At 60.0% G+C, this 13631-nt stretch carries 10 protein-coding genes and 1 pseudogene; 4 read left to right on the plus strand and 7 right to left on the minus strand.

What is annotated here, in order from left to right:
• The first annotated feature begins 447 nt into the window (after positions 1-447).
• A complete protein-coding gene (locus AB4O05_RS00630) occupies positions 448-1158 on the plus strand; it encodes a helix-turn-helix transcriptional regulator (RefSeq protein ID WP_460133841.1) in 711 nt (236 codons plus the stop codon).
• Positions 1159-1283: 125 nt separating this feature from the next.
• Positions 1284-2408 (plus strand): methyltransferase, encoded by a 1125-nt coding sequence (locus tag AB4O05_RS00635; protein WP_460133839.1) that lies wholly within the window; start codon positions 1284-1286, stop codon positions 2406-2408.
• 64 nt (positions 2409-2472) lie between these two features.
• On the opposite strand, the gene AB4O05_RS00640 is transcribed toward AB4O05_RS00635, so the two are convergent.
• The 3 genes from AB4O05_RS00640 to AB4O05_RS00650 are packed head-to-tail and all read right to left on the minus strand — an operon-like array spanning position 2473 to position 5101.
• Positions 2473-2640 carry a DUF2474 domain-containing protein gene (locus AB4O05_RS00640; RefSeq protein WP_010562540.1) on the minus strand — a complete coding sequence of 56 codons (168 nt, stop codon included), beginning with the start codon at positions 2638-2640 and terminating at the stop codon, positions 2473-2475.
• Positions 2641-2652: 12 nt separating this feature from the next.
• Positions 2653-3660, minus strand: coding sequence for a cytochrome d ubiquinol oxidase subunit II (gene cydB, locus AB4O05_RS00645; RefSeq protein ID WP_460133837.1), 1008 nt, complete (start codon positions 3658-3660; stop codon positions 2653-2655).
• A gap of 1 nt (position 3661) precedes the next feature.
• Complete coding sequence (locus AB4O05_RS00650; RefSeq protein ID WP_460133835.1) at positions 3662-5101, minus strand: cytochrome ubiquinol oxidase subunit I; 1440 nt, start codon at positions 5099-5101, stop codon at positions 3662-3664.
• A 333-nt stretch (positions 5102-5434) separates the two neighbouring features.
• Here AB4O05_RS00650 and AB4O05_RS00655 point away from each other — a divergent pair.
• Both AB4O05_RS00655 and AB4O05_RS00660 read left to right on the plus strand, forming a co-directional pair.
• Positions 5435-6673: pseudogene (locus tag AB4O05_RS00655) on the plus strand (MFS transporter).
• A gap of 249 nt (positions 6674-6922) precedes the next feature.
• Complete coding sequence (locus tag AB4O05_RS00660) at positions 6923-9331, plus strand: membrane-targeted effector domain-containing toxin (protein WP_460133833.1); 2409 nt, start codon at positions 6923-6925, stop codon at positions 9329-9331.
• Positions 9332-9337: 6 nt separating this feature from the next.
• Here the strand turns inward: AB4O05_RS00660 and AB4O05_RS00665 are convergent, their stop codons facing one another.
• The 4 genes from AB4O05_RS00665 to AB4O05_RS00680 form a co-directional block, all read right to left on the minus strand.
• Positions 9338-11521 carry a xanthine dehydrogenase family protein molybdopterin-binding subunit gene (locus tag AB4O05_RS00665; RefSeq protein WP_460133831.1) on the minus strand — a complete coding sequence of 728 codons (2184 nt, stop codon included), beginning with the start codon at positions 11519-11521 and terminating at the stop codon, positions 9338-9340.
• Positions 11518-12507 (minus strand): FAD binding domain-containing protein, encoded by a 990-nt coding sequence (locus AB4O05_RS00670; protein WP_460133830.1) that lies wholly within the window; start codon positions 12505-12507, stop codon positions 11518-11520. The genes AB4O05_RS00665 and AB4O05_RS00670 overlap by 4 nt, the downstream gene beginning before the upstream one ends.
• Positions 12504-13028: a (2Fe-2S)-binding protein gene (locus tag AB4O05_RS00675; RefSeq protein ID WP_460133828.1), complete on the minus strand. Its 525-nt coding sequence runs from the start codon at positions 13026-13028 to the stop codon at positions 12504-12506. Before AB4O05_RS00675 ends, AB4O05_RS00670 begins: the two co-directional genes overlap by 4 nt.
• 96 nt (positions 13029-13124) lie before the next feature.
• Complete coding sequence (locus AB4O05_RS00680; RefSeq protein WP_460133826.1) at positions 13125-13571, minus strand: DUF4879 domain-containing protein; 447 nt, start codon at positions 13569-13571, stop codon at positions 13125-13127.
• Between the last annotated feature and the right edge of the window lie 60 nt (positions 13572-13631).

The raw sequence follows: 13631 nt of genomic DNA on the forward strand, positions 1-13631 counted from the left end.
TGCACAGACCCCTAGTGTCCCTCAAAGCAGCGACGGCTAACACCCGTGATTTGTACTGACATTGCTAATCCGCTCTTTATATGGGCTGCACCACTGTAAAAACCCTTATTTTTTTAAGGCTATAATTGGTATAAGTCTGACTTTAAAGACGAACTAATTATTTTGCTATTAGTCCCCGCCCAATATACCGCAGGCTGATACACACCCTCTAAACAGCCATCACTTTGACATCGTCGACAACTCCTTAACAGTCCTGAAAATTCCACTTAAACACTGCGTTTATCTATACAAAACTCAAAACCCCGTACAAGCAAATAAACGTTAAATACCTCACCGATATAACATTTTTTTCACCTCATTCTGTAGCCGGTGTCCTACACTCATTTCCGTGCCGCATTGGGATTCAGGACGTACCCAAGTCACACAAATACCCATGGAGATTTACCAATGGTCAACTGGCGCAACACACGGCTCCCTAAACTGGAAGACCAAGACCAGATCACCGATGTGTTTGAAATGGTCATCAACGAGACATATGCGCTCGGCTTCCAATTCTGTTCATTCAAGATGAGTACCCAACTACCTGCAAACCGAACCGTCCTGTTCGAAAGAAACAACTATCCCAATGAATGGAACCATCTCTATAAACAAGCCAATTTCACTGATGTCGACCCTGTCGTTACTCATTGTCAGCGTTCCGTATTGCCTTTCGTCTGGCAGGAAGCTGCTTTTCACGAGACACCTCACTTATGGACCCTGGCCAAGTCTCACGGCGTGCATTTGGGCTGGACCCAACCGCTGCATGGGCCCAAGGGTGTTTTCAGCATGCTGACCCTGGGTCGGAGCAAGGAGGAGATCAGCCCGGAGGAGCTGTATGAAAAAGCCGGCAATGCACTGTGGCTATGCCACGCGATGCATACCGCAGTGGCGCACAAATACGCCACTGAACCTGTTGATAAGTCTTGCAGTAACCTGACCCCGCGTGAGATCGAGGTTCTACGGTGGTCGGCGCTGGGAAAGACTGCAGGCGAGATCGCCAAGATCCTGTGCCTGTCTGAACGCACCGTCGGCTTTCACAACTGCAGCTCGATGAGAAAGCTGGGCGTCAATAATAAGATCGCCGCCGTCATGGTGGCGGCCAAGGCCGGGTTTCTTTAAAACACCTCATGTAATCCTTGCGGAAAAAACGTAACATTTGCGACCAGTTCCGGGTGATAACGCAGCTTCCAGCCTTGTGTCGACGTTCACCCAGATGGCCCGATTACCCAGAGTTTTTTCCCGCCATGCCCCTGCTCGACAGCCCCTTCGCCCAGCTCGATCTGATCCGCCAGCCAGAGCAGCACAATGATCCGTTGCAAGCCTTCGATGCGGCCGACGAGTATCTGCTCAGCCACCTGGCCGAACAGCGGCCCGACGTCGCTACGCGCGTGCTGGTGCTCAACGACAGCTTTGGCGCCCTGGCAGCCAGCCTCGAGGGCCAGGTGCAAGTGACGTCCAGCGGTGATTCATTCCTTGGCGCCCTTGGCCTGGAAAAAAACCTGGTGCGCAATGGCAAGGCGTTTGACGCCGTGACGTTCATCCCTGCCAGCCACGTGCCGACAGGGCCATTCGATCGCGTGCTGATTCGCGTCCCCAAGACTCTGGCCCTGCTTGAAGAACAACTGATCCGGCTGCAAGGCCAGTTGGCGCCGGGCGCCGAAGTGATCGCCGGCGCGATGATCAAGCACCTGCCACGGGCAGCGGGGGATTTGCTCGAGCGCTATATCGGGCCGATGCACGCCTCCCTGGCGGTGAAAAAAGCACGGTTGCTCATCGCCACCCAGGCAGATCGCCCGGCGGCGGTGTCGCCCTACCCGACGCGCTACCGCCTGGACACGCCGGCCATCGAGCTGCTCAACCATGCCAACGTGTTCTGCCGCGAAGGCCTCGACATCGGCACCCGCGCGTTCCTGCCGCACCTGCCCAAAGGCCTGGGCACCGCGCGCGTGGCGGACCTGGGGTGTGGCAATGGTGTGCTGGCGATTGCCAGTGCCCTGCACAACCCCGACGCGCAGTACACGCTGGTGGACGAATCCTATATGGCCGTGCAATCGGCGACGCAGAACTGGCAGGCCGCCCTTGGCGAGCGCGAGGTCACCGTCCGCGCCGGCGATGGTCTGGCCGGCCAGGTACCACAGTCCTTGGACGTGGTGCTGTGCAACCCACCGTTCCATCAGCAGCAGGTGGTCGGCGACTTCCTTGCCTGGCGCATGTTCCAGCAAGCACAGGAAGCACTGGTGGTGGGGGGTGCGCTGTATATCGTTGGTAACCGCCACCTGGGTTACCACAGCAAGTTGGCGCGGCTGTTCCGCGGCGTCGAGCAAGTCGCCGCCACGCCCAAATTCGTGATTCTCAAAGCGCGCAAATAAAAAAACCTGCCGATCTTGCGAGCGGCAGGGTTCAAGAGCCGGGCCGCAAAGCCCGGATGGGATGTCAGTGGGTGGTCAGGCCGGCCGCATTCATGAACATGCGCATCAGGCTGGCCACGACAAACAAGGCCAGCACACTGCCGGTCCAGATCATCGCCAGCCACCCCAGGCGCCGCCACAGCGGCTGTTTCTCGGCCTGTTCGATCTCGTGCAGCGTAGGTTTGCCGGACATGCAACGACCCTCCTAGTGATAACCGTCTTCGTGGGTGACCTTGCCGCGGAACACGTAGTAGCTCCAGAAGGTGTAGCCCAGGATGAACGGGATGATGAACAAGGTGCCCACCAGCATGAAGCCCTGGCTTTGCGGCGGCGCGGCCGCGTCCCAGATCGACACCGACGGCGGAATGATGTTCGGCCACAGGCTGATCCCCAGGCCGCTGTAGCCCAGGAAGATCAATACCAGCGTCAGCAGGAACGGCGTGTAATGCGCGTTACGCGCCACGGCACGGACCAACCCGTACATGGTCACCAGCACCAGGATCGGTACCGGCATGAACCAGAACAGGTTCGGCAGGGTAAACCAGCGCGAGGCAATTTCCGGGTGCGACAGCGGCGTCCAGACACTGACGATACCAATCACCGCCAACACCACGAACGCCAGCGGCCGGGCCAGGTTGTGCATCTTTTCCTGCAACGGCCCTTCGGTCTTCATGATCAGCCAGGTACAGCCGAGCAAGGCATACGCCACGATCAACGCGACGCCGCAGAACATCGTGAACGGCGTGAGCCAGTCCAGCGAGCCACCGGCGAACTGGCGATCCACCACCGGAATGCCGTCGATAAATGCCCCCAATGCCACGCCCTGGAAGAATGTCGCCGCCAGCGAGCCGCCGATGAACGCCTTGTCCCACAGGTGACGCTTGTGGTCCTTGGCCTTGAAGCGGAACTCGAAGGCCACGCCACGGAAGATCAGGCCGACCAGCATCAGAATCAGCGGCAAATACAGCGCCGACAACACAACCGAATAGGCCAGCGGAAAGGCGCCGAACAACGCCGCGCCGCCCAGCACCAGCCAGGTTTCGTTACCGTCCCAGACCGGGGCCACGGTGTTCATCATTACGTCACGGTCGACTTTGCCGGGGATGAACGGAAAGAGAATACCGATGCCCAGGTCGAAGCCGTCCATGACCACATACATCATGATGCCGAAGATGATGATTACGGCCCAGATCAGCGGAAGATCAATACCCATCTCAATGCCCCTTGTGCTGGATGTGGTCGTGGTCGTCGTCGCTGCCATCGTCGGCAGCCGACAACGGACGTGCCGGTGTGCGTTTCTGGCCAGGGCCACCGTGGGTCGGCTCGGTGCCTTCGTGGCTCACAGGGCCTTTGCGCACCAGGCGCATCATGTAGCCCAGGCCCGCACCGAACAGCGCGAAGTACACCACCACGAACAACACCAGGGTGATGGTCATCTGCGCCACGCTATGCCCGGATGAAGCATCCGCGGTGCGCATCAACCCGTAGACCACCCACGGCTGGCGGCCGATCTCGGTGGTGAACCAGCCGGCGAGAATCGCGATCAGGCCCGACGGGCCCATCCACAACGCCAGGTACAGGAACGGCTTGAACGTGTACATCTTGCCGCCCCGGCGCAGCCACAGGCTGAACAACCCGGTGAAGATCATCAAAAAGCCCAGGCCGACCATGACCCGGAACGACCAGAACACGATGGTCGAATTGGGCCGGTCTTCAGGCGGGAACTCCTTGAGCGCCGGCACCTGTTTATCCAGGGAGTGAGTGAGGATCAGGCTGCCCAGGTAGGGAATCTCGACGGCGTATTTGGTTTTTTCCGCCTTCATGTCGGGCCAGCCGAACAGGATCAGCGGCGTCGGTTCGTTGCCGATATTTTCCCAGTGGCCTTCGATCGCGGCGATTTTCGCCGGCTGGTGCTTGAGGGTATTGAGCCCGTGGAAGTCACCGATCACCGCCTGGACAGGCGCCACGAGCAGCGCCATCCACATCGCCATCGAGAGCATCTTGCGGATCGCCGGGCTGTCCTTGCCGCGCAACAAATGCCAGGCCGCCGAGGACCCGACGAAGAACGCAGTGGCCACAAAGGCCGCCGTAGCCATATGCGCCAGGCGATAGGGGAACGACGGGTTGAAGATCACCGCCAGCCAGTCGGTGGGAATCACGCGGCCGTCGATGATTTCAAAACCTTGGGGCGTCTGCATCCAACTGTTGGACGCCAGGATCCAGAACGTGGAGATCAGCGTACCGACGGCCACCATCACAGTGGCGAAGAAGTGCAGCTTGCGCCCCACCTTGTTCCAACCGAACAGCATCACGCCGAGAAAACCTGCCTCGAGGAAGAATGCCGTGAGGACTTCGTACGTCAGCAGGGGCCCGGTGACGGAACCGGCGAAGTCCGAGAAGCGGCTCCAGTTGGTACCGAACTGGTAGGCCATGACCAAGCCGGACACCACCCCCATGCCGAAGTTGACGGCAAAGATCTTCGACCAGAAATGGTAAAGGTCACGGTAGGTGTCGTTATGGGTCTTGAGCCACAAGCCCTCCAGCACCGCAAGGTAACTGGCCAGGCCGATGGTGATCGCCGGGAACAGGATGTGGAATGAGATGGTGAACGCGAACTGGATTCGGGCGAGATCTAGCGCCTCCAAACCGAACATAAGTCTTCCTCTGTCAGGTAATACCGGTTGCCGGCGGAAGCCTGCACCCACTGCCCCCACGGCTATGGACTCTGGCGAACTTCAATTCGTTTCTTTTTTTAACCAGTCACGCAGGGATTCTGGCCTTGCGGCCGCCAGGGCAATCCCCGCAAGAGTTTTGACCTGGATCAAGCATTGCTCAAAGAGTAGCCCTATTTACTGTGTCCAGTTGTGTGGTCTTTTGCCGCGTGACAGGTTGACTCAGCGGCGCACAGGCCCACTGAGTTTTCGCAACCATTTGTTACAGCTTGGTGCTAACCTCGCCATTCCCTCCGGCCTTGACCTGAATTCCCGATGCCTAGTGAACCCGCGCTGCTGCTGCGTCACCACCGCCCTTTCATCGCGTTCTGGCTGGCGCGGATCTTCACCGCCAGCGGCTTCCAGATGCTCACCGTGGCCATCGGCTGAAACCTCTACCAACTGACCGGCAACGTGCTCGACCTGGGTCTGGTCGGGCTGGTGGAGTTTGTGCCACGCGTGCTGTTCATGCTGCACACCGGGCATGTGGCCGACCGCTATGAACGACGCAAAGTCGCGGCCATCTGCCAGACCGTACAGGCACTGATCGCCCTGTCCCTGGCCATCGGCGGCCTGACCGGCAGCGTGACCCGCGAGATGATCTTTATCCTCGCCTTCCTGCTCGGTGCCGCGCGCTCCTTCGAAATGCCCACTACCCAGGCATTGCTGCCCAGCATCGTGCCCAGCGCACTGTTCCCCCGCGCGGTAGCCTCATCGCAATCGGCCCAGCAATTGGCCACGATCGTCGCCCCGGCCCTCGGCGGTTTGCTCTATGCGTTCGGCAGTGTCTGGGTATATGGGCCCACGGTGGGGCTGTACCTCATCGCGTGCGTGCTCACCCTCAACCTGCCCGCCCGCCAGACCCCACTGAACAAGGGCAAGGCCACCCTGGACTCGCTGCTGGCCGGCATCCGCTTTATTCGCAGTCGCCCCGACATCCTCGGCGCGATCTCCCTGGACCTGTTCGCCGTACTGCTGGGCGGCGCCACCGCATTGCTGCCGGTGTTTGCCAAAGACATCCTGCTGACCGGCGCGTGGGGCCTGGGGCTGCTGCGTTCGGCCCCGGCGGTGGGGGCACTGTTGATGTCATTGTGGTTGGCGCGTTTTGCGGTCGACCGTCAGGTGGGCCGCGTGATGTTCACCGCCGTCGGTGTATTCGGCGTGGCGACCATCGCCTTCGGCTTATCCACTTCGTTCTGGTTTTCCCTGGCGGTGCTGGTGGTGCTGGGCGCGGCGGACATGATCAGCATGGTCATCCGGGCATCCTTCGTGCAGTTGGAAACGCCGGATGAAATGCGCGGGCGCGTCAGTGCGGTCAACGGCCTGTTTATCGGCGCGTCCAACCAATTGGGCGAGTTCGAATCCGGCATCACCGCCCACTGGTTCGGCACCGTTCCCGCCGTGGTCATGGGCGGCATCGGTACGCTGCTGGTGACCGGGGTCTGGATCAAACTGTTCCCTACCCTGGCCAGGCGTGATCGTATGCATATGCCGGTGGAGGGCCAACACACCTGAATGATCAGGGGACGATGCAGCCGTTGGATCAGCGTTTGTCAGCCGAAAAGTGGAACGCTTTCTTACGTCGGAATCACACAAGGGTGACGGCATCACCGGAAGCTTTCCCGCGATGCTCGAAAACCTTTCGATCTATTCCGGGCTGATGATGAACATGAACACTGCCAGCGTATCCACTCGCCCCCCTCCTCCAACCCAGTATCACCTTCGTCCTGGGACAGCCCAAACGACAGCTACACCCTCAAGACCATGAAAGAGCGCTTCGCAGAGAGTCTGGTAAACGATTGGAATACCGGTGCCATAAGCGCTGACGTGAACAAGATGGCCGAGGCCGTGATGTGGCCTGGCAAAAATACCCAGCCCCAAGTACAAGTCAAAACATTTGCCGTTGATGGTATTCAAGCCAAGGACATCATCTTCATACAACGTACTCCTCCCGTACCCGATGGCCCGAATATCGTTCTTTTTGTTCCAGAAAAAGAAGGAAGCTCATTTAAATCCTTCAAGACGCTGGAAGAAATGAATACCTGGCTGAAAACACTGGCCAGCGACCCCAAACAATTGGAAGCGTTCAGCCAGCACTTTGCAGAGGGTGAAACACCCGCCGCAACAGCGCGCGTCACTGACACACTGACACGTTTCAAGAACGGCGATATCAACGCAGTCGTCGGGCCCTATGCCAACGAAGGGGACAATATTTTCGGACGGCTGGATAAAGGCGCCTCAGCGCCACCGGCTGCGGTGCCGGGCTTGACGAACCTTACAGAGGAGCGCATCAGCCCTGAAGGGCGGGTGCTTTATTCAGGGCAACAGCCGAATGGAGAAAAAGTACTGTTTCAATACGACGCCTACGGTAATTTTCTGGGCGGCGATAAAAAGGGCAACTTTTACTTTGTGAAAAACGGCTTGAACAGCCCCAGGCCGCTTGTGCCACTGACGGCCAGCGAGTTCAAAAGCAAGATCTATAACGAAGCGGTCGGAAACGTAGGCGCGAACGATATCAGAGGGCTCTATGAGGAGCTTCTTACTCACCTTGAACACCCCTTCAACGGCATCTCAGACGCATTGCAAGTGTTTGGTGTGAATAAAAACACAGCAGACACGGTTGAACGATACCTGGACAACCCATTCACCGCGCTGTTGCTTGATCTAAATACACACAACCAGATCGGCAAGGTGTTTGGCGTCGATAAACAGACCATGGATGCATCGCTCAAAGAAGTCGGCAACTTTGCCCAAGGGTTCGTCCCTTACTATGGCCAGGCCAGGGCGCTCGCCGCTTTACTGGCGAAGGCTATTCGCAATGAGCCGATGAGTGATCAGGAGAAAAGAGACTTCGCTGACGCACTCGTGCTGAAGCCTGACAGCCCGGCACGCAGGAACTTGCCGTCACCCAAACGCCCAGGCACCCCCTACGAAGTGCCCATTAAGAATGGGCCTGCGCCTGAACCCAAATCGCAAGCGCATGACACCGGGCCACGAGAGGAGCCCGCCGCCGAATCAGCGCCAGAAACGCCCACGCCCCCAGCGGAACCACACGCCAATCGTATGCGCCCTTCACAATGGGACGACATACGCGACTACGCCGTGACGGAGGGTGAACAGTTGATCTCAGGCGCCAAGCCTAACGCCAGGGGCATCTATCAAGCCAAGGGCGAAAACGGTGAAGATCGATGGTTTATCCGAATGGGCGCCGGCAACGATGCCGGGCACCTTTATGAGATCGATGGCAAGTTCAAGCTGCGTGACGGTCATGCCCAGGTCATTGATCCCTTTACCAAAAAGCCAATTATGACCGTGAGGGCGGGCGCTGACGGCACATGGGAGCCGCTACAATTGCCCGGGGGCATAAAGTTCCCGTGGGAATCTGGCAGTTCCAAACCGCAGAAGTTTGATCCGGCCGCTTACGATTACCCTGCCGAAGGCGAAGCCTCAACGTCAAAGACGACCGAAAAAATAGATAAGAAACTCAAGCAAGACGCCGATAGTTTTCACAAAAAAGCCAAAACCCAGGAGCCTCCCGCCCATCCGGAAATACCCCGCAGGGCGCCCGCCAGCGAAGTCATCAATACCGTCTATCAAAAATCGTCCGGGATGATTGTCGGCGAAGATCACTCGCAGTCTGCCGGGTTACGCTTCCTGATTGACAATGCCAAGGAATTCAAAAAGAACAACGTAACCACATTGTATTCAGAGGGCTTCGATCATTCCCTGCAGCCCGACCTGGACAGGTTCTTTGAGACCGGTGAGTTTTCCTCGGCATTAAGGAAGAATTTAAAACTGATCGACCGCGCCCATAGCGGGCATGGCCAATACACCAACAGAACGCTGCTTGAAACGATGCGCGAGCAGGGTATTCGAGTGAAGGCCATTGACGTGCCCTCTGTAGAGCCCAAGACCCAGCGTCTTAAAAACATGAACTACTACGCCTCCCAAGTGATTGGCAAAGACCAGGCCATGAACCCGCAAGAGAAATGGGTAGCACGCGTGGGCACCGACCATGTGTTTACCTACGACGGTGAGCCGCCTATTCGAGGTATTTCCCAACTGACCGGCGCAACCGGGGTGTCTATCGACAACGCGCTTCCCAACGAAAAGACGTCTGTCATTCAATCGCCAGACAAAACGGAGCTGTACATCGACATGGAAACGCCTTGAGGAACGCTAAAGCACCTTGTCCAGGGTGATGGGAAACTCCCGCACCCGCCTGCCGGTGGCGTGATAAATCGCATTCGCCACCGCTGCCGCCACCCCGACAATGCCGATTTCGCCCACGCCCTTGGACCCCAGTGCATTGACGATCTCGTCGTGCTCTTCGACAAACAGCACGTCGATCTCACCGATATCGGCATTCACCGGGATGTGGTACTCGGCCAGGCTGTGGTTCATGCAGCGCCCCAGTTGATGGTCGGTCTGGGTCTCTTCATGCAGGGCCATGCCAATGCCCCACACCACCCCGCCGAGGATCTGGCTGCGCGCCATCTTCGGGTTGACCACGCGCCCGGCGGCAATCGCACTGACCACCCGGCTGACCTTGATGGTGCCCAGGTCCTCATCGACTTGTACCTCCACAAACACCGCCGAATGCGTAGCCGTGGCATAGCCCTCGCGTTTCTTGTCCGGCTCGCTGTCGACCTGCGCCTCCAATGCGTGCTCGCCACTGTCCTTGACCAGTTGCGCCAACGCCACGCTCACGTCACCGGCATGCAACTGCCCGCCTTCAAAGCGCACGGATTCGGCCTCCTTGAATACCGGGTAGGTCTGGCGGGCAATGTCCAACAGTTTGGCGGTCAGTGCTTCGCAGGCTTGCTGCACGGCGGTGCCCACCGAAGAGACGGTAAACGAGCCGCCCTGCAGCGGTGCGCTGGGCAGCGATGAATCACCGAGCAGAAAGCTCACATCGCCCACCGCCACACCACTGGCCTGGGCCGCGATCTGGGACATCACCGTGTAGGTGCCGGTGCCGATATCCGTGGTGGCGCTGCTCACGGTGAGCTTGCCGTGCGCGTCGATCCGCGCCTTGGCGCTGGCCTTCATCTGCATGGCTTCCCAGACACCACCGGCCATGCCCCAGCCGACCAACTGGCGGCCGTCGCGCATGCTCCGTGGCTCAGGGTTACGCTGGCTCCAGCCGAAACGTTCGGCACCTTCGCGGTAGCACTCGCGCAGGGCTTTGCTCGACCAGGGTTTGTCTTCGTTCTGGTTGCGCTCGGCGTAATTGATCAGCCGCAGTTGCACCGGGTCCATGCCCAAGGCACAGGCCAGTTCGTCCATGGCGCACTCCAGGCCGATCACCCCGAGCGCCGCGCCTGGCGCGCGCATGTCCAGCGGCGTGAACACATCCAGCGGCACCAGCTTGTAGGTCAGTTGCACGTTGTCGCAGTGATAGAGCATGCCGCTCCACTCCACCACATGTTCGCTGAAGTCCTCGAAGCGCGAGGTTTGCCCAATCGCCGTGTGCCCCAGCGCCAGCAACCGCCCGTTGGCGGCCGCGCCCATTTGCAGGCGCTGCAAGGTGCGCGGGCGGTAGCCGAAGGTGAACATCTGCTGGCGCGTGAGGGTAACGCGCACCGAGCGCTTGAGCGCCAGGGACGCCATCACCGCCAGCGGCAGTTGGTACTGCGGGCGCAGGCCCGAACCGAACGCACCGCCGACAAACGCAGCAAAAATACGCACCTGGCTTTTATCCAGGCCGAAGACTTTTTGCACATAGGCCTGGCAGTTCTGCGGCCCCTGGGTCTTGTCATGGATATGCAGGGTGCCGTCCGGCTGATACAGCACGGTACTGGCATGGGGTTCCATGGGGTTGTGGTGTTCGATAGGCGTGCTGTAGTGCAGATCGAGGCTGATGGCCGCGCCGGACCATTCGGCCTGGAAGTTGCCGCGTGGTGTGGGCGGGGTTTGTGGCGAGGGGTGCGCCAGTTCCTGGCAGGCCAACAAATCGGTCTCGAAGTCTTCGCGCGCGTATTCGATGTGCACCAGGGAGCCGGCATGCCGCGCCAGCTCCAGGTTGTCGGCAATCACCAGAGCCACGGGCTGGCCGCTGTACAGCACGCGGTCGTTGTAGAGCGGGCGAAACGGCGAACCGTCCGCCGCGTCGTCATCCTGGAAAGCATCGTCGTAACTGGCGATTTTCGGTCGGTTGAGGTGATCAATAACAGCCACCACACCCGGCAGCGCCAGGGCTTTGGAAGCATCGATACGCAGCACACGGCCCTTGGCGATGGCACTGGACACCACACTGCCATGCAGCAGGCGGTCTTCAGGGAATTCCCCGGCATAACGGGCCTGGCCGGTGACCTTGAGCAGACCGTCGACACGGTCCAGGGGTTTTCCGATGGCGCTCATGGCTGTTCTCCTGCGACGGCGGCGTCGCTCAAAGCGCGGATGATTGCGCGGCGCGCCAGCTTGATCTTGAAGCCGTTGTGCTCCAGCGGCTCGGCGTCTTGCAGCAAGGCGTCGGCGGCGGTGCTGAAGGTTTCGCGGCTGACGGGCTGGCCGATCAGCGTGGCTTCCACGGCACGGTCTCGCCAGGGTTTGTGGGCCACGCCGCCGAGGGCCAGGCGCGCGTCAATGATCACATCACCGTCCAGTTCAAGCGCTGCGGCAACGGAGACCAACGCAAAGGCATAGGAGGCGCGATCACGGATCTTGAGGTAATGGCTGTGCCGCGCCAACTGATCGGCGGGCAGTTCAATGGCGGTGACCAATTCATCGTCGGCCAATTGGTTGTCACGTTGCGGCGCATCGCCGGGCAAGCGGTGGAAGTCGGCGAACTCGATGACCCGTGCACCGCCGCGCCCTTCCACATGCACCCGCGCCTCCAGCGCCGCCAGGGCCACGCACATGTCCGACGGATGAGTGGCCACGCATTGCTCGCTGGCGCCGAGGATCGCGTGGATGCGGTTCAACCCGGTGCGCGCCGGACATCCGCTGCCGGGTTCGCGCTTATTGCAGGGCACGGTGGCGTCGTAGAAGTAATAGCAACGGGTACGCTGCAACAGGTTGCCGCCGGTACTGGCCATATTGCGCAGTTGCGGCGAGGCTCCCGCGAGGATGGCTTGGGACAACAACGGGTACCGCTGTTCGACCAACGGGTGCCAGGCCAGGTCGGCGTTGCTTACCAAGGCGCCGATGCGCAGGCCGCCGCTGGCGGTCTCTTGAATGTCATGCAGCGGCAGGCCGGTGATGTCGATCAGGTGCTCGGGGCGGCTGATGTTTTCTTTCATCAGGTCCAGCAGGTTGGTGCCGCCGGCGATAAAACGCGACGCCGCGCTGCTCAGGTGAACGGCCTCGTGTACATCGCTCGGTTTGCTGTAGTGGAAGGGGTTCATTGCTCACCTCCCTGGACGCGGCAGGCCGGCAAGGCTTCTTCAATGGCATCGCGGATATTGCTGTAGGCGCCGCAGCGGCACAGGTTGCCGCTCATCAGTTCCGGGATCTGCGTCGTATCGTGGGCGCGGCCTTCGTTGGCCAGGCCGACGGCGGAGCAGATCTGACCGGGGGTGCAGTAGCCGCACTGGAAGGCGTCATGCTTGATAAAGGCTTGCTGCATCGGGTGCAGTTGGTCGCCGCTGGCCAGGCCTTCGATGGTGGTCAGCTCGGCGCCGTCGCACATCACCGCCAGGGTCAGGCAGGCGTTGACGCGCTTGCCATCGCGCAACACCGTGCAGGCGCCGCACTGGCCGTGGTCGCAGCCCTTTTTGCTGCCCACCAGGTCCAATTGCTCGCGCAGCAGGTCAAGCAAGGTGGTCCAGGGCAAGACGTCCAACTGGCGCCCTTGGCCATTCAGGGTCAAGTGTATCGAGTGGGCGACGAACGGTCGGGCCGCCGCGCCATTGGGGGTCGCGCTCATAAACACCTCACGGGTTGGTGTACATCCGCGGCGTTCAGGAAAATCGCCGTCTCAGGGGTACGACTTCCCGGGGTTTTGAGCGTTCAAGATGATTGATCAGTGGATATTGAGTTGCGTCGTCAGCGTGTTTCGCGGGGGGTTGATCGAGGAATTGCTGTATTCGAACCCGCCCGGGCCTTCGACATTCAGGTCGAACACATAGATATAGCCCATCAACGTGCCCGCCCCCGCACACACCTGGCTGACGCTGCCCACCTGGCAGACCGGCGTGCGCTGGCCATTGAGCTCGGCGCCATTGAAGCGGCCCACCGGGTGGCTGCCCATCCCCACTTCCATCACCGATACCTGGGTAGGCCCACGGTGCGTGCACATCTGCGTACTGCTGGCGCGCTCCGGGATGGTTTCCGTGCAGCCCGCCGATTCGACCTTGAACACGCGCACTTCGCTCAAGGCCGGTGCAGTCGCGCCCCACGCCGGTGCCGCGCCAAGCCACAGGCTGACGCAAGGGATCAGAGCTAGACTCCAGGCGCTGGCTTTTTTCATGCGGTTAACGACTCTGTATTGAACGTCGGTGCAGTATGCCTCAAGGCCATGCGCCACACA

This window comes from Pseudomonas sp. S1_G07 (genome assembly GCF_054668565.1).